The organism is Comamonas sp. Y33R10-2 (genome assembly GCF_019355935.1).
Lineage (GTDB): Bacteria > Pseudomonadota > Gammaproteobacteria > Burkholderiales > Burkholderiaceae_C > Comamonas.
Genome location: NZ_CP079925.1, coordinates 2,998,312 through 3,020,924, shown reverse-complemented (window position 1 = coordinate 3,020,924; position 22,613 = coordinate 2,998,312). Strand labels below are relative to the sequence as shown.

Genomic DNA, 22,613 nt, shown 5'->3' with positions numbered 1-22,613 from the left:
GGTCAGGCTCTTTGCTTACTTTCTGGCCACAGAAAGTGAGTTGCCCGCCGGGGCGAAACCCGGCTCTTGCACATGAATCAGGCATGTAGCCCAAAACAGCAACCAACATCAAACCCCAAACACCGCTAAACCCTTAAGCAGCAACTCCACCATAGGCTGCTCCATCAAGGGCAAAGTCGCCGTCAACCCAATCAAGCCCACCGTCAACGTGACCGGGAAACCCACCGCATAAATATTCATCTGCGGCGCAACGCGGGAGATGATGCCCAGCACCAAGTTGACGAACAGCAGCATGGCGACCATGGGCAGCGCAATCCAGAAGGCGCTGGCAAAAACGGCAGTGCCCATTTCGTGAATGCGCATCTGCGAGATGGCCTGCAGAAAATTCCCATCCACCGGGAAGGCCTCAAAACTCTTGAGCACGGCCATCAGCACCAGCAAGTGGCCGTTGATGACAATGAACAGCAGCGTCGCAATCTGCACCATGAAGCGCGCAACGGCGCTGAGTTGGGCGTTGCTCATCGGGTCAAAGAACGAGGCAAAGTTCAGCCCCATTTGCAAGCCCACCACTTCACCGGCCACCTCAATCGCAGCCATCACCAAGCGCACAGCAAAGCCGACGGACAAGCCAATCACCACTTGCTGCACCAAGGTGCCCAAGGCTTGGGGCGAGGCGATGCTGACCACCGTCTGCTCCCCCAGCATGGGCTGGGCGCACAGCGCGATCAAAAAGGCCAGCCCGACCTTGAGCCGCATAGGAATGGCTTTTTGCGAGAACACCGGCGCCGTGGTGAACAGCGCCAGCACGCGCACAAATGGCCAGATCAGGGGCGACAGCCAAGCCGCAATCTGGGCTTCGCTAAAAGTGATCACCCAATTGCTCCGGGAATGCCTTCGATCGTGCGGCGAATAAAGTCCACCAGCGTGGACAGCATCCACGGGCCGGCGACGGCAAACACCGCCACGGCGGCCAGCAGCTTGGGCACAAAGGCCAGCGTGGCTTCATGCACCTGCGTGACGGCCTGAAAGATGCTGACAAGCAAGCCTACGCCCATGACCACGCCCAGCACGGGCATGGAAATCATGAGCAGCAAAGTCAATGCCTCGCGGCCAAAGGTCAAAACAAATTGAGATGTCATGGCTTCCTCTTCAATGGGCAAGAAGCGCTTGCGATTGAATCTGGCGCGACGTATCAAAGAGGCAGCCAGCAAGGGCCGCCCCGCAGCAAAGGCAGCCGTCCCCCTTGGGGGAAGACGCGCAGCGGCTCAGGGGGTATCTCATGTGGCGAAGCTCGCGGCCAGCGAACCAATGATGAGATTCCAGCCATCGGCCAACACAAACAGCATGAGCTTGAAGGGAAGCGCGACCAGCACGGGCGACAGCATCATCATGCCCAGCGACATGAGGATGGAGGAGACCACCATGTCGATGACCAGAAACGGAATAAAGATCATGAAGCCGATCTGAAAGGCCGTCTTCAGCTCACTAATCACGAAGGCAGGCACCAGCACGCGCAGCGGCGCGGTTTCGGCGGTGACGCTGGCATCCAGCTTGGCCAGGCGCTTGAACAGCGAAAAATCGGACTGGCGCGTTTGCTTGAGCATGAAGCTGCGCATGGGCGCTTCGGCCTTGTCAATCGCTTGCTCAAAGCTGATGCTGTTTTGCGTATAGGGCAGGTAGGCGTCTTGGTAGACCTTGTCCAGCGTTGGGCCCATCACAAACATGGTGAGAAACAGCGACAGGCCAATCACTACCTGATTGGGCGGCGCGGACTGCGTGCCCAGCGCTTGACGAAGCAAACTGAGGACGATGACGATGCGGGTAAAACCCGTCATCAGCAGCAAAATGGCTGGCAAAAACGACAGCGCCGTAAAAAACAGCAGCGTCTGAATGGGAACTGAGTAACTGGCGCCACCAGCGCCCTGCCCCACCAACAAGGGCAGGCTGGCCGTTGCACCCTGTGTAGCACCCTGTGCGGCGGCCATTAGTGGCAGCGACAGCAGAGCAGCAGCGCCAGCGCGAGAGATGAACTTAGACATTTCCAGAATCCCGACCAGAGCCCGCCGCCTGTGCACGCACCAGAGAGTCGGTGAATGAAGGCATTTTTGCTACATATTCACTAGCAGCTTGTGCTTTTACTGTCTGGACTTGAAGCACATGCAGGCATTGAATCTGCTGCGCAGTCACGCCCAGCACCAAGCGCACGGCCTCATCGCCCTCGCCCACCTGAACGGTCACCACCCGCTGCTGCGGGCCGATGGACAGTGTGCCCAGCACCTGCTGCTGCAGCGGGGCAGCGCCGCGCGCCATGCCCATGCCACGCGGAAGCAAGTTTTTTTGCTGCAAGCGGCGCACCAACCAAGGCAAGGCCAACATGGCCGCCACAAACAAGGCGACCAAAATCAGCGTCGGCCACATGGATGGGGCTGCGGTGACAGCAGCGCTGGCTGCGTTATCAACCACGGCTAACCCGGCGCAGACGCTCAGACGGGGTCACCACGTCCGTGAGGCGAATACCAAACTTATCGTTGACCACCACCACTTCGCCTTGGGCAATGAGGTAGCCGTTGACCAGCACATCCATAGGCTCACCGGCCAGTGCATCAAGCTCGACCACCGAGCCCTGCGCCAGCTGCAAGATGTATTTGATTGGTACCTTGGTGCGGCCCAACTCCACGGACAGCTGAACCGGAATGTCCAGCACCATGTTGATGTCGTGCACCGGCACATCGCCAAAGCTGGCGCGCGCTGCATCACCGCTGAGCGGGCCGCCCTGCTCGGACACCGTGGCGCCACCGCTAGGCTCGTCGTGCTGGCGCTGCTCTTGCAGCGCTTCAGCCCAGCCAGAAAATGGATCATCGCCCTCGGGCTTGTTGTTGTCTTCAATTGCCATGCTTATCTCCCATCCAACCGGCATCGCCGCCGCGCAGGCTGCGTTCTACGCGGATTGCATATTTGTCGTTGTGTGTGCCGTATTGGCACTCGAAAACTGGCACCTCACCAATGGAGGCGCGAATCAGTGGCTCGCGGTCTAGCTCGATAAAGTCACCGGGGCGCATAGCCAGCAACTGCTCCACCGTCGCGTCAGCTCGGGCCAACTCAGCGACCAAGGTCACCTCGGCGGACTGAATTTCACGGGTCAATACCTTGACCCAGCGGCGATCGACCTCAATCGCATCGCCCTGTGTGGACGAATACAGCACATCCCGAATCGGCTCCAACGCGGCATAAGGCATGCAAACATGGATGGAACCGGTGATGTCGCCAATCTCCAGCTGAAAAGCGGTAGAGACTACGATTTCACTGGGCGTGGCGATATTGGCAAACTGGGGCTGCATTTCCGAGCGCTGATAGGCCAGATCGAGCGGATAAATGCCATGCCAGGCTTTTTTGTATTCCTCGCAGATCACGTTGACCAAGCGGTTAATCACGCGCTGCTCAGTCGTCGAGAAGTCTCGCCCTTCAATACGGGTTTGCAAACGGCCTGTGCCGCCGTACAAGGTGTCAATCACCCCAAAAATCAGCGAAGGCTCGCAAACAATCAAACCATTTCCGCGCAGCGGACGAATGGCCATGATATTGAAATTGGTGGGCACTGACAGCTCGCGCAAAAAGGCGCTGTAGCGCTGCACCGTCACCGTGCCCACGGAGACTTCGGGCTGCGGCGAATGAAGTTGAACAGGCCAATGCGGAAATTGCGGGCAAAGCGCTCGTTGACAATTTCCATGGTGGGCATACGCCCACGCACGATACGTTCCTGACTGGAGATGTCGTAGTTGCGGATCTGGCCGAGATCGACCTCCTCCACTTCGGAACGCTGGCTCTCGCCGGTAACGCCTTCAAGAAGGGCGTCAACTTCTTCTTGGGAGAGAAAAGAATCGCTCATGCATGTCCTCCCGGCTTACTGAATGATGAAGCTGGAAAACAGCACGCGGCGCACAGGGCTCTTGCGGCTGGCTCTTGGGCTGTCTTCGTCGGCATCTTCATCACGCGAGCGCTTTTTGGCATTGCTGCCATAGCCCAGCGGTGCTGAGACCTCGTCCAAAATATCGGCGGCCAGCTTTTCCTTGCCTTCACGCGCCAGCAGCTCATCGGCCGTGCGCTGAGATACCAGCAGCAAAATACCGTTGCGAATGCTGGGCAGGTATTGTTTGACGGTGGAAGCGGTCTTCTCGTCGTTCAGCTCAAGCGTAATGCCAAGCTGCACAAAACGGTCACCGCCCGGGTCCGCCAGGTTGGCAACCATATTGTCCAAAGGCAAGAAAGTGGGCACCGTTGTTTGGGTGCTGACTTCTTCATCGCCATCGCCTGCGCGGTGCGAGTTTTTCATCATCAGCACATAAGCGGCAGCAGCCACAATGGCCAACAAGGCAACGATGGCCACGATGACGATCAGCTTCTTGCTTTTCGCAGGAGCAGGTACAACAGAGGCGGCATTGGGGTTGGCTGACACGGCGGGAATTCCTCAAAAGTGAGGGACTGCATCCACCCCGCAGCCATTGCTGCGACACGGAAGGTCCACGCCTGAATTATTCGCCGCCCGCTGTATGCGCTATTGCCTGAATAAAACTGCGAAACCCGGTTTGATCCGGGCTTCGCTATCGCCTGAGCACCGCACGCGGGCTGTAGACATGGGGAGTCATTAGGGTTTTAGTTTGTCTGTTTCTCAAACAAACAAGTCCACGCCAGAAGGCCCTGCACGCATGGCTTGACGCGTATTGAGCGCATCAACCGGCAGCTCGGCGGCATTTGCCGCATTCACCGCAACCCTCGCGCTTTTAGGCTGTGCGCGTTGAGCATCGTCAGAGCGCCCGCCAGCGCCTTGCTGATGCGCGCCACCGGCATCCACGCTCACGCCACTGAGGCTCAAGCCCTGCGCCTCTAGCAACTCACGCAGCTGAGACTGGCCATCAGCCAGCAACTGGCGCGCCTGCTCATCATTGGCGGCAAAGCGCACATGCGCCTCTTGACCATTGAGCTGCACCTGAACTTGAATGGGCTTGCCCTCATGCTGAATCGACAACGAGGCATTCTGTGATTTCTGGTGTACCCAAAAGGCCACTTGCTCAGACACTTCTTGCTCACGCTCGGCGGGCTGCTGACCACTGGAGTTCTGCCCCAAATCAGACGAGGTCTGATTGCCGCCCTGCATACCTGCGCCAGCCCCGCCCACCATTGCGCCCATTGCCCCGCCGATGGCTGCGCCCAGCAAATCCTGCGCTCCATTGCCAGAGCCTGACTTGCTTGCTGCCTTGCCTGCGCCATTACTTTCATCAAGCGCCGATGAGCGCGCGCCGCGCAGCAAATCTTTGAGGCCTTCTAGCGTCTGCGGCTGCACTGCCGTCATACCTTGCAAGCTAATGCTCTGATGCCCTGCCGCATGCAGCTTAGCCGCAGCCAACTCGCCACGCGCAGACATAGGCGCAATAGGCTCATCAACGACATCGGAGGCTGCCGTGAGCAGTGCACTGTGACTTTGCTCTCCTTGATCAGGCTTCAAGTCCAAGGCTTCACCATCAAAATTAGTAGCTGCAAGCGCTTGATTTGATTGGACTTGCAGCTGATTTGACTGAGTTTTATGGTCTAAAAAGGCGGTATGTGCCCCGGCACCATTCGCGCCAGCCACACCATTAAAGCCACTAGTTTGCAAGCCTTGGCGGTGCGCCAGCTGGGTCAGGTTACCGCGGCCTGAGAGGAAGTCAGTGGCAGCACCTTGGCGCAAGTCCACATCGCCCTGCGTATCAAGACGCGTGGTCTGCCCCACCAAACTCATCCACGGGGCGTGGCCCTGTGCCTGTAGCAGGGCATCTTGCTGCGCCAGCGCAGACAAATGAGGCAATGCAGGCAAGTCACCCGCATCTTGCGGCGTCTGGCCTGACTGCAAGCTCAGCGGTGGCTGTGCTGGGTCCGCAAACTGCTCCAACGCAGCCAGCAGCGATGAAAAAGCAGGCGCTTCATCATCCACAGGCAAGGTGCTTTTCACCGAACTCATCGCTTGACCAGTGACTTTGCTCGCACGCGGCTCTGGGCTACGTGGGGTATCAATCTTGTTTTCCGCCATCGTCAAGCCTCCTGAAGCTGCAAGCCGAAGCTGCGCCGAAAAAATGCCATGGCGGCACGCTCGTCGGTGTCTTTTTGCTCGCGCCTCGTTTGCATCAGCGCCATATCACGCTTACGCACCTGTACCACTTTTTGCAAACTGGTCACGCGCAGCTCGGTCGTCAGCAAGGCTTGGCGTGCGGTTTCCAGTCGAATATCTTGGTCGGCGACCATGCGGGCCTGCAAACCAATAGCGTGCTGCAGCCGCTCCATGAACTGATATTGGTGGTGCATGACTTCAGGTTGCACGGCCAGACCTTCTTGCGCGCCCCAGCGGGCTTGCATCTCCTGCACATAGCCTTGCAGCTGGTCCATCTGGGCCTGCGCCGCCTGCTGGGCACGTTGGCGCTCTTGCATCACGGTGCGGGCAGCGTCACGTTTGCGCTGCGCAGCTTCAATGGCGACGTTCAATGCATTCAAGGACGACATTTAGGGCAACTCCTTTGACTCAATGACTTCAGGCTCAGCCCTGCTGCAAGGCCTGCGCCATACCGCTGAGGCTTTGCTCCATGCTGGAGCTTTCAAACATGCTTTGCTGCAAAAAACCAGCCATAGACTGCTGCAGTGCAATCGCTTCATCCAACTGCGGATCAGAGCCGGGCACATAAGCGCCCACCTGAATCAGATCGCGCCCCTTTTGGTAGCGCGAATACACGGCGCGAAAGCGGCGGGCCATCTCAAAGTGCTCACGCGAGACCACGTTGTGCATCACGCGAGAAGCTGACTGCTCAATGTCGATAGCAGGGTAATGTCCAGTCTCAGCCAGCGCCCGTGAGAGCACAACGTGCCCATCCAAAATAGCGCGCGCGGCATCAGCAATCGGGTCCTGCTGGTCGTCACCCTCAGACAGCACGGTGTAGAAGGCGGTGATCGAGCCCACGCCATGCAAGCCATTGCCGCTGCGCTCCACCAGTGCGGGCAGTTTGGCAAAGCACGATGGCGGGTAGCCCTTGGTGGCCGGTGGCTCGCCAATGGCCAGCGCAATTTCACGCTGGGCCATGGCGTAGCGGGTGAGCGAATCCATGAGCAGCAGCACATGCTTACCCTTGTCGCGGAAATGCTCGGCAATTGCCGTGGCGTAGCTCGCACCCTGCATGCGCAGCAGCGGCGGTGCATCGGCAGGGGCAGCCACCACCACGGCGCGGCTGCGGTCTTGCGCGCCCAAAATGTCTTCGACGAACTCTTTGACCTCTCGACCGCGCTCGCCAATCAGGCCCACCACAATCACATCGGCCTGCGTGTAGCGCGCCATCATGCCCAGCAGCACGGACTTTCCCACGCCCGAGCCTGCAAACAAACCCAGACGCTGGCCGCGCCCCACGGTGAGCAGCGAGTTCAGCGCCTTGACGCCGGTGTCGAGCGTCTCGCGCACTGGGTCGCGGTCCATGGCGTTGATGGGGTTGCGGTCTAGCACCTCGGGCACCACGCCCTCCAGCGCTGGACCGCGATCCAAAGGAATGCCTTGTGAATCCACCACACGGCCCAACAAGCCATCGCCCATGGGCAGGCGCAGCACGCCCACGGTTTGGCTCACGACTTCAGCCTCGGCCACTCCCAGTTGAGGCACAGGAATAAAAGGCGCAGCCGGCACGACCATGGCCCCGCTGGAGAGGCCTTGAATATCGCCCGCAGGCATCAAGAAAGCTTTCTCGCCCGCAAAACCCACCACTTCGGCCAGCACAGGGGCTTGCCCTTGCTGGTGAATATGGCACTGCGCGCCCACAGGCACGCGCAGGCCAGAAGCCTCAAGCACCATGCCTGTCAATCGCGTCAGGCGACCATGGCACTCCAGCGGCACAGGCTGCGCATAACGCGCCCGTGCCTGGCTCATGAATTGCGACCAGGAGTTATCAGAGGCGTCGCTGGTATCGTTGATATGGGTCGCATCGGGCACATCACTCATGCCTTATCTCCGTCATACCAGGTCGATACCAAGCCCAGCGCAGCGACAGCACGGCGCCAGCGTTTGTCCAAGCTGCCATCAATCTCGGAGCCACCAGACTCCACCTTCACATCGCCGGCAGCGATAGAGGCATCGCCCACCCACTGAATACGGCTGTGCGCGCCATGCTCAGCGCGCAAAGGCGCATCAAGCACTTCTAAATCCGCAGGGTTTAAGCGCAAGGTGACGGGGCGGCTTTCATCGACCAGCATGTCCAGTGCTTCACGAATCACGGGCAGCAAAGCCTGCGGCTGGCTGCGCAGCTCTTGGCGCACCACTTGGCGGGCAATGTCGCAGGCCAAATTCAATAGCTCTTGCGCCGTGGCCGCTTGCATCTGCTTGAAGTTGCCCTCCAAGCTTTGCAAGACGCTGTTGAGGCGGCGCATGTTCTCACGGCCTTCGCCGCTGATATGGTCATCCATGCGCTGCTGCCACTGCTGCTGGGTCTGGCTGCGGCCTTCGGCAAGGCCTTGTTCATGACCTTGCGCATGGCCTTCGGCGCGGACTTGCTCCAGCATTTGCTGCAGCTGCACTTCATCAAAAGCGGGCTCTGCAGGCTCTATGTCCAGCACTTGCGCGTCAGGCAAGGCCTGATTTTTCGCTTGCGGTTGATGCCCTATCGAGGGTGAAAAGCCATTGAAATGGTCTGCGCCCGCCGGAATAAAAGCCGCTTGCTGCATGGGCTTGAATGCACCGACAGGCGAATCTACCGCGCCAAATTGCCACTGCACCACGGTGCTGTCGTCAATCTCTTCTTGCGGAATAAAGCGCGAATTCGAACGTGTAGAGGCTGCGTTAGACATAACTGTCCTCCGGGCCTGAGCCTATGGTGACTTGACCTTCTTCGACCAGGCGGCGCACAACCTTGAGGATTTCCTTTTGCTGCGCTTCCACCTCGGACAGGCGCATGGGGCCACGACCTTCCAAGTCTTCGCGCAGCGACTCGGCGGCACGCATGGACATATTGGCCAAAATCTTGTCGCGCACTTCCATCGAACCACCTTTGAGCGCCACGATCAGCGTCTCGGACACCACTTCGCGCAGCACCATCTGCACCGAGCGGTCGTCCAGCTTGATCAGATCGTCAAAGACAAACATCTTGTCCATGATCTTCTGCGCCAGCTCAGGGTCGTAGTTGCGAATCGTGTCCAGCACGGCCACATCAGCATTGCCCGCCATCTGGTTGAGCATTTCAGCGGCAGTCTTGACGCCGCCCAGTGAGGTCTTGCGAATCTTGTCGCCACCCGCCAGCACCTTGAACAGCACCTCGTTGAGATCCTTGAGCGCTGTGGGCTGAATGCCTTCCAGCGTGGCCACGCGCAGCATGACTTCGCTGCGAAAACGCTCATGAAACTGCATCAGCACCGCAGCGGCTTGCTCATACTCCAGATGCACCAAAATCGCCGCCACAATCTGCGGGTGCTCAGCACGCATCAACTCAGCCACCGACAGCGGGTCCATCCACTTGAGGCTTTCAATGCCCGAGATATCACCGCCTTGCATGATGCGATCAATCAGCAACGCGGCTTTGTCATCACCCAGTGCGCGCTTTAAAACCGAGCGCACATAGTCGCTGGCGTCGTCCACTAACAAGCTTTGCGAAGCGGCATCGCTGGTGAAGCGTTCGATCACAAAATCAACCTTCTCCCGCGTCACGCCGCGCATACGGGCAATCGTCTCGCCCAGCTTCTGCACTTCCTTGGGCGAGAGATGCTTGAACACCTCAGCCGCCTCTTCCTCACCGAGGGAGACCAGCAAGATGGCAGCGTCGTTCAAACCTCTTTCGTCCATATTCAAAACTCTCTCTTTAATTTCTTAACTGCGGCACACGAAGGATGCCAAGCAAGCGCCCCTTAAGCCATGGCATCGCCCCCGCTTAAGGGGGAAGGCGCTTTGCGACTCAGACTCAGGCTCAGGGGCTGACTGCGTCACCCCTCACCGTTAATCCACGTCTTCACAATATTCGCCACTGCAATCGGGTTTTGCTTGGCCAAGCCGCGCGCCTGGTTCATGCGCTCTTGCTCCTTGGTCGGCGACAAGTCCGTCACAGGCGCGGCCAAAGCGGGTCGCTCCAGCGCCTCGCCTTCAATGGCATTGAGCTGCGTGCCCGGCACGGCCTTGCTCGCCTTAATCAAAGGACGCACCAAGCCCAACAACACAAGCGCACCAAACAGCGCCAGCGCAATGGGCACGCCAAGGCTCTTGGCCATGGCTTGAATTTCTGGGTCTTTCCATACCGGCAGATCAGCCGGTGCTGCGCCGCCATCCATAAACGGCGCGCTAACCAGGTTGACCGAGTCACCGCGATCAGCGCTGTAACCCACGGTCTCGCGCACCAGCATCAGCAATTGCTCTTGCTGCTGGGCCGAGAGCGCGCGCAGCCCCGAGCTGACTGCAGCAGCCGTCGCCGCATCTCCAGCAGCAGCAGGAACAGTCAGCGGTGCATTCACCACCACAGCGGCCGTCAAACGCTTGATATTGCCGGAGCTGCCACGCGTGACCTTGACTGTCTTGTCCACTTCGTAATTGGTAATCGACTCGCGTTTGCCGCTGGCCTGTGCACCACCTTGCCCCGCACCGGCCGCACCCGCGGCTTGAGGCGCGGGGTTAGCACCGTTGATAGGCGCTGTGGCGTTGCTTGGCGGCTGGTTGCTGGTAGCACCGGGCACACCGGTAGGCAGCGCAGACTTGGCTTCTCCGCCCGTCTCCATCACCTGCTGGCTGCGCACCGCGCCGCTGTCACCTGTTTGGTTGGGGCGGTGCTGCTCTGAGGTCGATTCGGTCTGACTAAAGTCCAGCTCGGCCGAGACCTGCGCCTTCACATTGTTCTTACCAACCACGGGCTCCAAAATATCCAGAATGCGGCGCACATATTGCTGCTCAATTTGCTGGGTGTAGAGGAACTGCTGCATGTCCACGCCACCGGCATTGCCGTCTGGCGACTGCGACAGCAGCTTGCCCGTATCGTCGAGCACACTCACGGAGCCAGGCTCCATCTCTGGCACGCTCGATGCCACCAGATGCACGATGCCAGCGATCTGCGCACGGTCCAGCACACGGCCCGGGTGTACGCTCAGCAGCACCGAGGCTGAAGGCTTTTGCTGCTCGCGGAAAAAACCATTTTGGTTGGGCAGTGCCAGATGCACACGCCCGCTTTGCACGGCGTTCAAGGCGAGGATGGAGCGGGTCAGCTCCCCTTCCAGCCCGCGCTGAAAATTCAGGCGCTCCTGAAACTGGGTGATGCCGAACTTGCTGTTCTCCATCAGCTCAAAACCCGTCACCGAGCCTTTGGGCAAGCCCTGAGTGGCCAGCTTCAGACGTACGTCGTGCACACGGTCCGCAGGAATCAGGATAGAGCCGCCGCCCTCGCTGTACTTATAAGGCACGTTCAGCTGGGTCAGCTGCGCCACGATGGCGCCGCCATCTTTGTCGCTGACGTTAGCAAACAGCATCTTGTAATCAGGCTGGCGATAGAACACTGCTGCGGCCACGAGCCCGACTGCGACCAGGGCTGCCAATGCACCCCAGCGAAGACGTTGACCACGGTCGAGCGCATTCCAGCGCTGCGTCATCGCAGGGCGGGAAAGTGGCACAGCATTGGGGACAGGTACTTCAGCTACAGCAGACATCTTGGTTCCATGGTGTCCAGACCCCACACGAGGTCTAGCGTCCAGTGGATTATTCGGACTCTGCGCTGCCCCGTTCCCCTGAAAAGAGCTCCGATTCACCCATTTATTACCCGTCTGGCGTGCGCAGAAAAAACTACGATCACCTCCAACTCATCAAGCCTATTGGATATTGATATGGACCTGAAGATCCCAGCCCTCTCCCCTGCCCAGCTTGGCACTCAGCTCACCAAAGTCGGCGGCGCTGGCACTGCGCCCGTCGCTAGCGGTTTCGGCCAAGCCCTGCAAAGCGCGCTGCAATCCGTCAGCGCTGCGCAAAATCATTCCAGCCAGCTGCAGCGCGAAGTGCAGCTGGAAAACCCAGCAGTGAGTCTTGAGCAAACAATGCTGGCCATGCAAAAGTCGCAAATCGGTTTTCAGGCCACGCTGCAAGTGCGCAACCGTCTGGTGCAGGCTTACTCGGATGTGATGAATATGCAGGTGTGATGTTCCAGCGACTACACACTGGAGGCATGCTGGAGACATGCTGGAGACAAGGCAAGTTTCCATTCAATGCTTAGCCGCATGTTTTGCGACATGCGGTTTTTTTGCGCCCCGCTTTGAGCCCGCAATCGCCCATAAAAAACAGCCTGATTCATAAGAACCAGACTGTTTTGAGGCTCAAGTCCTTATATCAAAAGGACATGCAGCTATTGTTTTAGAAGCCTAGGCTCGCCAGCAAATCATCGACCTGCAATTGCGAGGTCACTACATCGACCGTGTTTTCAGGGTCTACCACCGGGCCTGCCAGCTTGGGTTGAGACGCTGCTTCCACAGGAGCTAAAACCGGAGCGTGCTCGCCTTCAGGTGATGTTTGAATCAACAATTCCAGCAGCTGTGACTCTAAATCTGCCGCCAGCGCCACCACGCGGGCAATGACTTGGCCGGTCAAATCATGAAAGTCCTGCGCCATCATCACTTCGGTCAGGTGGCTGCCGGTCTGCTGGGTGCGCTCTTCTACTTCTTGCAAAAAGTTCATCACCCCGCCTTTGGCCACAGCCGCTACGGGGTCCTTGATGAGTTCGGCTCGTATGGCACGGGTGCGCTCAATCAGCAAATCTTGCTGGCTTTGCATCACCTCGACCTGACCTAGCACCTTGTCTGCCGCTTCACCCGTCAGGCGGGCGATATAGGACAGGCGGCTTTGCGCATCGGGCAACTCACCCATGCTGCTGCGCAAGCGATCCGCATAACCCAGCTCATTGAGAGAGTTGTGCAATTGGCGCGTGAGCACGCCAATCTTGTAATGGACGTTGGCTGAAGCCTCTGGGTCGCTGCTCATTGCTTACAGCTCGAGCTTCTTGATGATGAGGTTCACCTTCTCTTCCAGCGTCGCTTTGGTGAAGGGTTTGACGATATAGCCCGCCGCGCCACCTTGGGCAGCGGCGACGATATCTTCCTTGCGAGCTTCAGCCGTCACCATCAGCACGGGAAGATGCTTGAGCTTCTCGTCTTGCTTGATTTCAGTCAGCAACTGAAAGCCGTTCATGTTCGGCATGTTGATGTCCGTCACCACAAAGTCGAACTTGCTGGCGCGCAGCTTATTCAGGGCAGCAACACCATCTTCAGCCTCATCAGCATCAGTAAAGCCACTCTCCTTAAGCAGGTTGCGCACGATACGGCGCATGGTGGAGAAGTCGTCAACAATCAAAAAACGCAGGGCAGTAGCCACGAGAGGCCCTTTCGGTCGGTTCGGTCGGTACAGTCGGAATGGGTGCTTGCAAACAAGTCGTCAGCCGCGATGGTAACAATTTGTCATCATCATGGCGATGCGCGTGCATTGTCATGCTTTTCGACAGCTTTGGAGCCAACTTCAGTGCTTGTCGCAACAAACTCTTCTTTAGCCCCCAAAGACTGAGCATCAAGCGCGCTGGGCAGCGCCGGCTTGGCTGTGGAATTGTGAATGACGTTTGCCGCCTCTTGGGCATTACCCACTTGCTCCATGCTGCGGACTTTGTCTTGACCCAGTACGCGGCGCTCTGCCTCTTTGGTCAAAACAGTAATCGTGATGCGGCGGTTTTGCGCAGCGCGCGGCTCCTCGGGCAGCAAAGGGTCACTACTGGCCATGCCCACCACGCGCGCTAACTTTTCCAAAGGCATACCCGCGGCCACCAACTCGCGGCGCGATGCGTTGGCGCGGTCTGCCGACAGCTCCCAGTTGCTATAACCTCGGTCGGCATTGCCATAAGGCGCTGCATCCGTGTGGCCCGAGAGGCTGATCAAATTTTCAGCCCCGCCTAGTGCTGCCCCAATTTCACGAAGAATGTCCCGCATATAGGGTTTGACCAAGGCGCTGCCGCTGTCAAACATGGGGCGGTTTTGCTCGTCGATGATTTGAATCATCAGTCCATCATGCGTAATTTCTGTGCGAATCTGCGAGCGAAATTCTTTCAAACGCGCACTATTGGCAATCAGGCCATCAACCTTGGCCTTGAGCCCCTTCAGCCGCTGCGCGTCACGCGCCGATTCCTCAGCCCGCCCTGCGGCCTGACTGCTGCGGCGGTTGGCATTTTCATCCGCCTCAGAGCGGCGCACCTGGCCATGCACCTTAGAAAGATCATTGCCGCCACCGGGCACGACGCTGGAGCTATTGCCTGCTCCCGAGCCGCCCGACATGGCCACCTTCAGCGGTGAGTTGAAATACGCAGCAATGCCCTGCAGCTCGCCCTGTGCGGTGGAGCCCAGCAGCCACATCAGCAAGAAAAAAGCCATCATTGCCGTCACAAAGTCGGCATAAGCAATCTTCCAAGCGCCGCCATGATGCACATGGGCGGCCTTCTTGACGCGCTTGATGATGATGGGCTGCAGCTTCTTATCCGCCATGGCTGCGCTCCAGTTCAGCCGTAGCCTCAGCCGTAGCAGCCGTACCCGTAGCAGCGGCACCCGCCCAACTCAGCCAATGGCGGCTCATCATTTCTTGCCCTTCACGTGGCCTTCCAGCTCAGAAAAGCTGGGGCGCTCGCTAGAGAACAGCACCTTGCGGCCAAACTCAATGGCAGTGCCGGGGTTGTAGCCCTGCATGCTGGCCAGCAAGGTGGCCTTGATGCACTCAAACTCCTTGGCCCCATCTTGCACGCGCTGCTCTAGCAACGCGGCAATGGGCTCGACCAGCGCATAGGCCAGCAAAATGCCCAAGAACGTACCCACCAGCGCCGATGCAATCATGCCGCCCAGCACCGCAGGCGGCTGGCCCACAAACGCCATGGTGTTCACAATGCCCAGAACGGCCGCAATAATGCCGAAGGCGGGCAGCGCACCCGCCAAGCGATTCAGCGCCATCACCGGGGCATGTGCCTCGTCGTGATGGGCTTCAATTTCACTGTCCATCAACGATTCAATCTCGTGAGAGTTCAGATTGCCCGACACCATCATGCGCAGATAGTCGGTCAAAAACTCCATCACATGGTGGTCCGCCATCAGCTGTGGGTAATTCTGAAACACGGTCGATGTCTGCGGGTCTTCCACATCGGCCTCAATCGACATCAAACCTTCTTTGCGGGCCTTTTGTAGCAGCTCATATAAGAGCGCCATGATCTCCAGATACCGCGCCTTGGTGTAGCGCGAAGGCTTGAGCACTGAAGGAATGGCCTTCATCGTGGCTTTGAGCACCTTGGGCTGATTGCTAACGATGAACGCTCCTAAAGCGCCGCCACCAATGGTCACCAGCTCAAACGGCAGTGCCTTAACCAAAACACTGACGCTGCCGCCATGCAGCACATACATGCCAAAGATGCAGCCGAAGGCGACGATATATCCAATAAGAACAAGCATAGGTGCCGATTGTGGTGTTGCAAGCGAGCCGGCATTGGCGCGAAAAGCCGGGCGTTTAGCATATAGATCGGCAGGTAAGCAAAGTTATGTAGGCCAAATCTGGCGCATACCGTTTCTGATACGCAGCCGCACTAAAGTCAGAAGCACAAACTCGTTACATTCAGAAAAATATTTGCAGAACTTTCTAAAGTTTTTGCGGGACGACTCCGATAAGCATCTCAACAGGGAAAAAAGCCCTGTAACCAGCGAGCCACAGCAGCAAAACATAGGACTGCCGGCTGGGGTGCTGGATTGGGCTGCCGCCGCCGCCCACCCTGAGAGGGTCTCAGGTCACTGTGGCGGCGTCGTTTTGATCTCACCAAGGAGTCTGCATCATGGCAATGACCATCAACACCAACATCCAGTCACTCAACGCACAACGCAACCTGACATCGTCGCAAGCCTCGCTGGCAACGTCCATGCAGCGCCTGTCTTCCGGGCTGCGCATTAACAGCGCCAAGGATGATGCTGCAGGCATGGCCATTGCATCACGTATGCAAACTCAGATCACCGGCCTGAACCAAGCCCAGCGCAATGCCAATGACGGCGTGTCTCTGGCGCAAACGGCTGAAGGCGCTTTGGGCACGATTGGCGGCAACCTGCAGCGTATTCGTGAATTGGCAGTGCAGTCACGTAATGCAACCAACTCCACTGAAGATCGCGCAGCGCTACAAAAAGAAGTTGATCAGCTCAAAAGCGAAATTGATCGTGTCGCGACAGATACATCCTTTAATGGAACCAAATTACTGGACGGTTCGTTTACTGCCAAAGATTTTCAAGTTGGAGCAAATCAAGGACAGCGAATTGCAATTGATAGCATCCAAAATGCAAAAATTTCTACTCTTGGAGAGTGGAATAGTGTTGATCAGCCTGCAAAGCTAGTGTCAGCAGCGATGGGCGGAACAGCAGCACCAGGAACTACAGGAGCGGTAACCGTTGCTTCGACCTATACCGCCGTCGAAGCAGCTGGAAAAATTGAAGGTTTCTCCATGACTTTCGGCGGAAAACTGCTGCAGGTAAAAGGGCTAGAAGCATCAGCAGCACGCACTACAGCTGCAGCGGTAAATACAGCAATGGCGGACAATATCAAATCAGCGATTGACGGAGCTGGTTTTTCAGGTTTGACTGTCACTAGCGCTACAGGCGCGTTGAGTTTTTCCAATGCGTCATTGAATTCGTACACGATCCAGACAGCCAGCGATGCCAAACTGGCGATTACAAACACCACAGTTGTAGCTGGCTCTAAGCATGCCGCAATTACAGGTAGCGATCTGCAAATTAATGGCAAGAACATCACAGTCGATGCAGCCTATACAGACTCAGATCGTGCAACTCAGTTGTCTAAGGCAATCAACAATACATTCAGCGATGGTTCCGTAAAAGCATCCGTTGAGAATGGTCGTTTGATATTGCAGTCAAATGCAGACATTTTGGTTCAGGCAAACCCTGCTACTGGAACAGGCTTGGGTACTGCTAGCAGCACAGTACCTGCAGCGAAGGTAACAGCAGGATCGGCTCAAGTAGGCTTTAAAAATATCTCTGTCTCTACGGCTGAAGGAGCTGACGACACAATCGTTGCAATGGATGCGGCCCTGAAAGCGGTGAACTCGGCCCGTGCCGACTTGGGTGCCATCCAGAACCGCTTTGAATCCGTGGTCTCGAATCTGAGCGTGAACAGCGAAAACTTGTCTGCTTCCAAGAGCCGGATCATGGACGCTGACTTCGCTTCGGAAACCGCCAACCTTAGCCGCTCGCAAATTCTGCAGCAAGCCGGTACAGCCATGGTTGCCCAGGCCAACCAACTGCCACAAGGCGTGCTGTCTTTGCTGCGTTAATTGCAGTCAGCAATGTGCCTGCCCTGTGCAGGTACAGCAAACCCCAAAAAGCCTCTTTCGAGAGGCTTTTTTCATGCCCTTTTACATGCACACCAACCTCAAAGGCCAGCGTCAATTTTAAAAATAGCAGGACTTTAGGCCTCTTATCGGTCTTATGTCTGCCGCCTCTTGCTTCAACAATCCTCGTACCCGGAATACCAGACTTCGTCCGCTTTTCCGGTCACGTGGGCCAGCGCCGTCGCTGGTCGTGAAAACGGCTAACTACGTCGCCGGTTTACTGGCTTGAAACAGGAGCAATTGCCATGGCAGCCATCATTAATACGAATATCCAGTCGCTCAATGCACAGCGCAATCTGAGCTCTTCCCAAAGCCAGCTGGCTACCTCCATGCAGCGCCTGTCTTCCGGGTTGCGCATCAACAGCGCCAAAGACGATGCAGCGGGCTTGGCCATTTCGGAGCGCATGACCACGCAAGTTCGCGGCCTGACGGTGGCGATGCGCAATGCCAATGACGGTATTTCGCTGGCGCAAACCGCCGAAGGGGCGCTGGGCTCTCTGGGCAATAACTTGCAGCGCATTCGCGAGCTGGCAGTGCAAGCGCGCAATGCCACCAACTCGCCCGAAGACCGTGCAGCACTGGATACTGAAGTGCAGCAGCTCAAGGCTGAAGTGACCCGCGTGGCGCAGCAAACAAGTTTTAACGGCACAAAACTGCTGGATGGCTCGTTTACCAATATGGCGTTTCAGGTGGGGGCCAATCAAGGCCAGACCATTGATATCTCGTCCATCGTGAATGCGAACGTGGATGCACTGGGCAACTGGAACAGCGTGCCCGTGCCATCCAAGTTAACAGGCAATACCATCGTGGGCAGTGACACGCCGGTCACCGTCCCCGCCAAGACCACGTGGAGTCTTTCAGGGCCTAAACCAGACGGCTCTTATGACACCTTTAATTTGTCTATCAATGGTGGCGCGAATGTGGCAGTTACTGCGGTGCCGGCTTCCGCTACGAATCCAGCGACACAAACGGAAATTATTGCTGCTAAAGCTGCGTTAGCCACTAACATCCAAGCCGCACTCAATAACGTAGCCAATGGTATGGGCGCTGGTGCGGTCAGCGTGAAAGTGGTTGACGACAAGATTGAAATTACCAACAACTCAACGAGCAGTGCGGTGGTGACGCCTACGGTCACGGCTCCAGCTACCTCTGCCATTGGCACGGCGGCACTGAGTGTGAGCAGCGCCAAAAACGTCACTTCTGGCGGTATGCCTGCGGCCAGTGTGCAAATCAATGGCGTGACATTCACCCTGCCTGCACAAGAAAGCGCCAACAACCGCATCAATGATTTGGTCACCCAGATCAATGCAGGCAGCACCGTGCCGAAGGTGCAGGCATCGATTGTGAACGGCGCGCTGTCTTTGACATCGTCCAACGGCGATGTGGTGGTGGGCTTGCCAGCGCCTCAACCCACGCCCGCCATGACGCCTGACACCATTGCCAGCGCCACCGGTTTGACATTGGGCACAACCAATGAATCCAATCCTGGCTATGTGAGCGGAACGCGCGGCTTTATTGGCGCTGAAGCGGGTAAAACCGGCTTTGGCGATTTGAATGTGCTGGATGCGGAATTTGCCGATAACGCGATTTTGGCGATGGATGCGGCACTAACGGCCGTCAACGGCGCACGCGCCACGCTGGGTGCGGTGCAAAGCCGCTTTGAGACGACGATTCAAAATCTGAGTGTCAATACCGAGAATCTCTCGGCCTCACGCAGCCGCATCATGGATGCTGACTTTGCCGCAGAAACCGCCAACCTCAGCCGCACGCAGATTCTGCAGCAAGCTGGTACGGCCATGGTGGCGCAGGCTAACCAGTTGCCTCAGCAAGTGCTCAAGCTGCTTCAGGGTTAACGCCTAATCGTTACAGACGTTCTGTGCTCAAGTGGGCCGGTTATTGGTCGATATACCGGGTGCAGCACTGTCTATCGGTGGTGGGGATCTTGATTTCTTGCCATCCATTGAATGTCGTCAAGGGTGCGTGCTGCGCGCGCGAATTGACGCATCGGGAGATTTGAATGGCAATTAGCTCTATCGGTCTGGGCAGCGGTCTAGAGGTGGAAAGCATCGTCAGCCAATTGGTGGCGCTGGAGTCCAAACCTATCGCCAGCTTGCAGACCAAGGCGGCGGGCATTAACACCCAGATTTCGGCATTCAGCCAGTTGAAATCGCAAATTTCGAACCTGCAAGATCAGGCGGCCAAGCTCACCCAAAAAAGCACCTGGCTGGGCAATACGCTCACGTCCTCTAACGCATCAACCGTCAGTGGTACGGCCTCATCCAAAGCGGTGCAGGCCACCTATGACGTGGCGGTCTCGCAAATGGCGTCAGGCCAAACCGTGGGCTCCGGGCTGGTGACGGCCGGTGCAGCGCTGGGTGAGGGAAAACTGACCATCTCTATGGGCCAGTGGGGCACTACCACGGAGCAAGGCGTCTCCAGCGGTTTTGTTCCCGGTACGGGGGCCAACGCAAGTTTTGAGGTGACGATTACGGCAGAAGAAAATTCGCTGTCCAAAATTGCCGCCAAAATCAATGCAGCCAAAGGCGATGTGACGGCCACGGTGCTCAAAGATCACACGGGTGAGCGTCTGGTGCTGCAATCCAAAACCACGGGGGAGCCTTCGGCTTTTCAAGTGCAAGTGGAACAAACACAAGGCTCGGGCCTGCAGCAGCTGGCCTATGACGGCAGCAATGCAGCGGGCACCATGAGCCGCTCCGTGAAGGCGCAAGATACGCTGGCCACCATCAACGGCATTCAAATGGCATCACACACCAGCACTTTCACGGAAGTGGCCGAGGGTGTGACGCTGACGGTGTCGCAAAAAATGGCCAACGATGCAGTGCCAGTGCGCATCACCATCGCCAACGATACGGGCACAGCCAAATCGGCACTCAAAAATTTTGTGGAGTCGTATAACGCGCTGACCAGTGCGATATCGACCATGACGGCCTACGACAAAGACAGCAAATCTGCGGGCTCGTTGCAGGGCGATTCCACCGCGGTGAATCTGCAATCGGCTTTGCGCCGCATTTTGTCGGGCCCGGGCGGCTCAGGCGGTGCGTTTGGCAGCTTGTCTCAAGTGGGTGTTGCCTTCCAAAAAGACGGAACGCTCAGCATTGATGACGCCAAGCTAGATACGGCGCTAAAAGACAACGTAAGCATGTCGCAGTTTTTTGCGGCCGATGTGGACGATGCCAGCCAAGACGGTTTTGCCGTGCGCTTGAAGGACTTCACGGCAGGGCTGCTGGCTGCAGACGGCACGTTTGCCACCAAAGATGCGACGCTCAAAGCGTCGATCAAACGCAATACGGCTGACCAAGAACGCCAGAGCGCGCGCGTCAGTGCGTATGAAACGCGGCTGCGTGCGCAGTACACGCGGCTCGATACAACCATGGCCAGTTTGTCGGCTTTGGATACCTATATTTCGCAGCAAGTGACAGCGTGGAATAACCAGTCCAAAAATTAAGCATTTGAAGCCAGCAGATGGGACTTAATTCCCCCCTGAGTCTGCCGATAATAAAAGCAGTAATTTGAGAAACTGCTTCTAAGGAGTGTTGTGATGTTTTCCCCAGCTAATGCGCGCGCAATGTCGGCTTACCGCCAGGTGGGTGTGCAATCCATGGTGGACAGTGCATCGCCTCAGCAGTTAATCAAGATGCTGTTTGATGGCCTGCTCGCGTCCGTCAATGCAGCCAGAGGCGCGATGGAGCGCGGTGATATCAATGAAAAAGTGCGTCACATTGGCAAAGCCGTGCGTATTTTGCAAGAAGGTTTGCTCAGTGCTCTGGACCGCGAAAAAGGCGGCGAGCTGGCTGCTAATCTGGCCTCGCTTTACGACTACTGCACGACACGACTGACTTTGGCCAATGCCCGCAACGATGTGAGCATGGTCGATGAGGTGGCAAGCCTGTTGGGCACAGTGGCCCAGGGCTGGACAGAAATAACAAATGCGCCGGCGACTGCTGGTGCTTAAAAAATATGGAGCACACTTTGATCGACTTCTACCGCGCCATTGAGGAAAGCAGTGCCAAGATGCTGCGAGCCGCACAGGACAAAGACTGGGATGGCGTTGCGCGCTACGAGGGCACTTGCGCTGTGTTGATTGAGCAGCTGCGCTTTCGCGCTAACGATGAAAAGCTGGCACCCGATCTGCGCAAAGAAAAGGCGCGCATCATGCAGCGCATCTTGCGCAACGATGCCCAAATTCGTGTGTTGGCCGAGCCTTGGCTAGCAAGCTTTGAGCACATGTTTGACGGCCAACCGCATGTGATGCACTGAGCATCAAGCACCACATCAAAAAGCCCTGCAGCAGCGATGCTTCAGGGCTTTTAGTTTGGCTAAGAATTTACAAGAAAAACGCCTCTAGTCAAATGGCCACCTTGACTTGTAGCTATCAAATTTAAATAATGCCTAAACAGCAGCCCATGAAAAAACCGCCTAGTTGCAGATCCGCATCTGCAACTGAGGCGGCTTCGTTTTGATGCGATTTAATGCGCGCGCATCTTGGTGCGCAGGCGGGCGATAGCTTGGCTGTGCAGCTGGCAAACGCGAGACTCGGTTACACCCAGCACAGCAGCAATTTCTTTGAGATTCATGTCCTGCTCGTAGTACATGCCCATCACATACTGCTCACGCTCGGGCAAATTCTTGATGGCATCGACCAGCGCCAAGCGCAGGCGCTGATCGCGCAGCAGCGCAAATGGATCAGCCGCTTCATCGGCCACATGCCGCTCCAAGTAGTCGTCGCCATCCGCATCACTGCCGCCAATGTCTTCTAAGTAAACCAACTGCGTGCCGCGCACTTTGCCCAGCAGGGATTGGTAGTCATCCAGCGCCATGCCAAGCTCGGCGGCGATTTCAGACTCTTGTGGCGAGCGGCCCAGGCGCTGCTCCAGACGGCGCAGCGCCTGCTCAATGTCTTTTTGGCTTTTGCGGGAACTGCGGCTCATCCAGTCGCCTTCGCGCAGCTCATCGAGCATGGCGCCGCGAATGCGTTGGCTGGCGAAAGTGTCGAATTGCACGCCTTGCTCGCTCTCAAAGCGCGATAGCGCTTCGGCCAGACCGATCATGCCGACCTGGATCAAATCATCGAGCTCTACATTTGGCGGCAGTTTGGCGATCATGTGCAGGGCAATCCGACGCACAAGCGGCACGTGCTGACGAATCAGCGCATCGCGGTCGAGTTGGCCTTTGGCGGTGTACATA

23 protein-coding genes and 1 pseudogene are annotated in these 22,613 nt (G+C 57.3%); 6 read left to right on the top strand and 18 right to left on the bottom strand.

Features of this window, described 5'->3' with window-relative positions; genetic code table 11:
* Positions 1-108: 108 nt before the first annotated feature.
* From fliR to fliF, 13 genes and pseudogenes are all read right to left on the bottom strand, one after another.
* Positions 109-873, bottom strand: a complete 765-nt coding sequence (gene fliR, locus KUF54_RS13505) for a flagellar biosynthetic protein FliR (RefSeq protein ID WP_219343311.1) — start codon at positions 871-873, stop codon at positions 109-111.
* The gene (fliQ, locus tag KUF54_RS13500) at positions 870-1,139 is read right to left on the bottom strand and encodes a flagellar biosynthesis protein FliQ (RefSeq protein ID WP_219343310.1); all 270 of its coding nucleotides are present in this window, start codon (positions 1,137-1,139) and stop codon (positions 870-872) included. The genes fliR and fliQ overlap by 4 nt, the downstream gene beginning before the upstream one ends.
* A gap of 138 nt (positions 1,140-1,277) precedes the next feature.
* A complete protein-coding gene (fliP, locus tag KUF54_RS13495; RefSeq protein ID WP_219343309.1) occupies positions 1,278-2,039 on the bottom strand; it encodes a flagellar type III secretion system pore protein FliP in 762 nt (253 codons plus the stop codon).
* Positions 2,032-2,418 carry a flagellar biosynthetic protein FliO gene (locus tag KUF54_RS13490; protein WP_219346407.1) on the bottom strand — a complete coding sequence of 129 codons (387 nt, stop codon included), beginning with the start codon at positions 2,416-2,418 and terminating at the stop codon, positions 2,032-2,034. The genes fliP and KUF54_RS13490 overlap by 8 nt, the downstream gene beginning before the upstream one ends.
* 37 nt (positions 2,419-2,455) lie before the next feature.
* A complete protein-coding gene (gene fliN, locus KUF54_RS13485; protein ID WP_219343308.1) occupies positions 2,456-2,893 on the bottom strand; it encodes a flagellar motor switch protein FliN in 438 nt (145 codons plus the stop codon).
* Positions 2,883-3,886: pseudogene (gene fliM / locus KUF54_RS13480) on the bottom strand (flagellar motor switch protein FliM). The gene fliN and the pseudogene fliM overlap by 11 nt, the downstream one beginning before the upstream one ends.
* Before the next feature lie 15 nt (positions 3,887-3,901).
* Positions 3,902-4,453, bottom strand: coding sequence for a flagellar basal body-associated protein FliL (gene fliL, locus KUF54_RS13475; RefSeq protein ID WP_219343307.1), 552 nt, complete (start codon positions 4,451-4,453; stop codon positions 3,902-3,904).
* Between the two features lie 213 nt (positions 4,454-4,666).
* Positions 4,667-6,061, bottom strand: coding sequence for a flagellar hook-length control protein FliK (locus tag KUF54_RS13470; protein WP_219343306.1), 1,395 nt, complete (start codon positions 6,059-6,061; stop codon positions 4,667-4,669).
* Positions 6,062-6,063: 2 nt separating this feature from the next.
* Entirely contained in the window at positions 6,064-6,528 is a 465-nt protein-coding gene (locus tag KUF54_RS13465; protein ID WP_219343305.1) for a flagellar export protein FliJ, read from the bottom strand.
* A 34-nt stretch (positions 6,529-6,562) separates the two neighbouring features.
* On the bottom strand, positions 6,563-7,930 hold the full coding sequence (gene fliI / locus KUF54_RS13460) for a flagellar protein export ATPase FliI (protein WP_219346406.1): 1,368 nt from the start codon (positions 7,928-7,930) through the stop codon (positions 6,563-6,565).
* 68 nt (positions 7,931-7,998) lie between these two features.
* Positions 7,999-8,844, bottom strand: a complete 846-nt coding sequence (locus KUF54_RS13455; RefSeq protein WP_219343304.1) for a FliH/SctL family protein — start codon at positions 8,842-8,844, stop codon at positions 7,999-8,001.
* Positions 8,837-9,832 (bottom strand): flagellar motor switch protein FliG, encoded by a 996-nt coding sequence (fliG, locus tag KUF54_RS13450; RefSeq protein ID WP_219343303.1) that lies wholly within the window; start codon positions 9,830-9,832, stop codon positions 8,837-8,839. Before fliG ends, KUF54_RS13455 begins: the two co-directional genes overlap by 8 nt.
* 137 nt (positions 9,833-9,969) lie before the next feature.
* The gene (fliF, locus tag KUF54_RS13445; protein WP_219343302.1) at positions 9,970-11,670 is read right to left on the bottom strand and encodes a flagellar basal-body MS-ring/collar protein FliF; all 1,701 of its coding nucleotides are present in this window, start codon (positions 11,668-11,670) and stop codon (positions 9,970-9,972) included.
* Positions 11,671-11,844: 174 nt separating this feature from the next.
* Between fliF and fliE the strand changes: the two genes are divergently transcribed.
* On the top strand, positions 11,845-12,153 hold the full coding sequence (gene fliE / locus KUF54_RS13440) for a flagellar hook-basal body complex protein FliE (protein WP_219343301.1): 309 nt from the start codon (positions 11,845-11,847) through the stop codon (positions 12,151-12,153).
* Between the two features lie 211 nt (positions 12,154-12,364).
* On the opposite strand, the gene KUF54_RS13435 is transcribed toward fliE, so the two are convergent.
* The 4 genes from KUF54_RS13435 to motA all read right to left on the bottom strand — a co-directional run bounded on the left by KUF54_RS13435 (position 12,365) and on the right by motA (position 15,477).
* A complete protein-coding gene (locus KUF54_RS13435) occupies positions 12,365-12,988 on the bottom strand; it encodes a protein phosphatase CheZ (RefSeq protein ID WP_219343300.1) in 624 nt (207 codons plus the stop codon).
* Positions 12,989-12,991: 3 nt separating this feature from the next.
* Positions 12,992-13,378, bottom strand: a complete 387-nt coding sequence (cheY, locus tag KUF54_RS13430) for a chemotaxis response regulator CheY (protein ID WP_219343299.1) — start codon at positions 13,376-13,378, stop codon at positions 12,992-12,994.
* A gap of 89 nt (positions 13,379-13,467) precedes the next feature.
* Positions 13,468-14,529, bottom strand: coding sequence for a flagellar motor protein MotB (gene motB, locus KUF54_RS13425; protein ID WP_219343298.1), 1,062 nt, complete (start codon positions 14,527-14,529; stop codon positions 13,468-13,470).
* Positions 14,530-14,616: 87 nt separating this feature from the next.
* The gene (gene motA / locus KUF54_RS13420; protein WP_219343297.1) at positions 14,617-15,477 is read right to left on the bottom strand and encodes a flagellar motor stator protein MotA; all 861 of its coding nucleotides are present in this window, start codon (positions 15,475-15,477) and stop codon (positions 14,617-14,619) included.
* A gap of 374 nt (positions 15,478-15,851) precedes the next feature.
* Between motA and KUF54_RS13415 the strand changes: the two genes are divergently transcribed.
* The 5 genes from KUF54_RS13415 to KUF54_RS13395 all read left to right on the top strand — a co-directional run bounded on the left by KUF54_RS13415 (position 15,852) and on the right by KUF54_RS13395 (position 21,686).
* Positions 15,852-17,351 (top strand): flagellin, encoded by a 1,500-nt coding sequence (locus tag KUF54_RS13415; RefSeq protein WP_219343296.1) that lies wholly within the window; start codon positions 15,852-15,854, stop codon positions 17,349-17,351.
* Between the two features lie 302 nt (positions 17,352-17,653).
* A complete protein-coding gene (locus tag KUF54_RS13410; RefSeq protein WP_219343295.1) occupies positions 17,654-19,261 on the top strand; it encodes a flagellin in 1,608 nt (535 codons plus the stop codon).
* Positions 19,262-19,425: 164 nt separating this feature from the next.
* A complete protein-coding gene (gene fliD, locus KUF54_RS13405; RefSeq protein WP_219343294.1) occupies positions 19,426-20,874 on the top strand; it encodes a flagellar filament capping protein FliD in 1,449 nt (482 codons plus the stop codon).
* 93 nt (positions 20,875-20,967) lie between these two features.
* On the top strand, positions 20,968-21,381 hold the full coding sequence (gene fliS, locus KUF54_RS13400; RefSeq protein ID WP_219343293.1) for a flagellar export chaperone FliS: 414 nt from the start codon (positions 20,968-20,970) through the stop codon (positions 21,379-21,381).
* Positions 21,382-21,386: 5 nt separating this feature from the next.
* Positions 21,387-21,686, top strand: a complete 300-nt coding sequence (locus tag KUF54_RS13395; protein WP_219343292.1) for a flagellar protein FliT — start codon at positions 21,387-21,389, stop codon at positions 21,684-21,686.
* A 209-nt stretch (positions 21,687-21,895) separates the two neighbouring features.
* On the opposite strand, the gene KUF54_RS13390 is transcribed toward KUF54_RS13395, so the two are convergent.
* On the bottom strand, positions 21,896-22,612 hold the full coding sequence (locus tag KUF54_RS13390; protein WP_219343291.1) for an RNA polymerase sigma factor FliA: 717 nt from the start codon (positions 22,610-22,612) through the stop codon (positions 21,896-21,898).
* Position 22,613 lies beyond the last annotated feature (1 nt).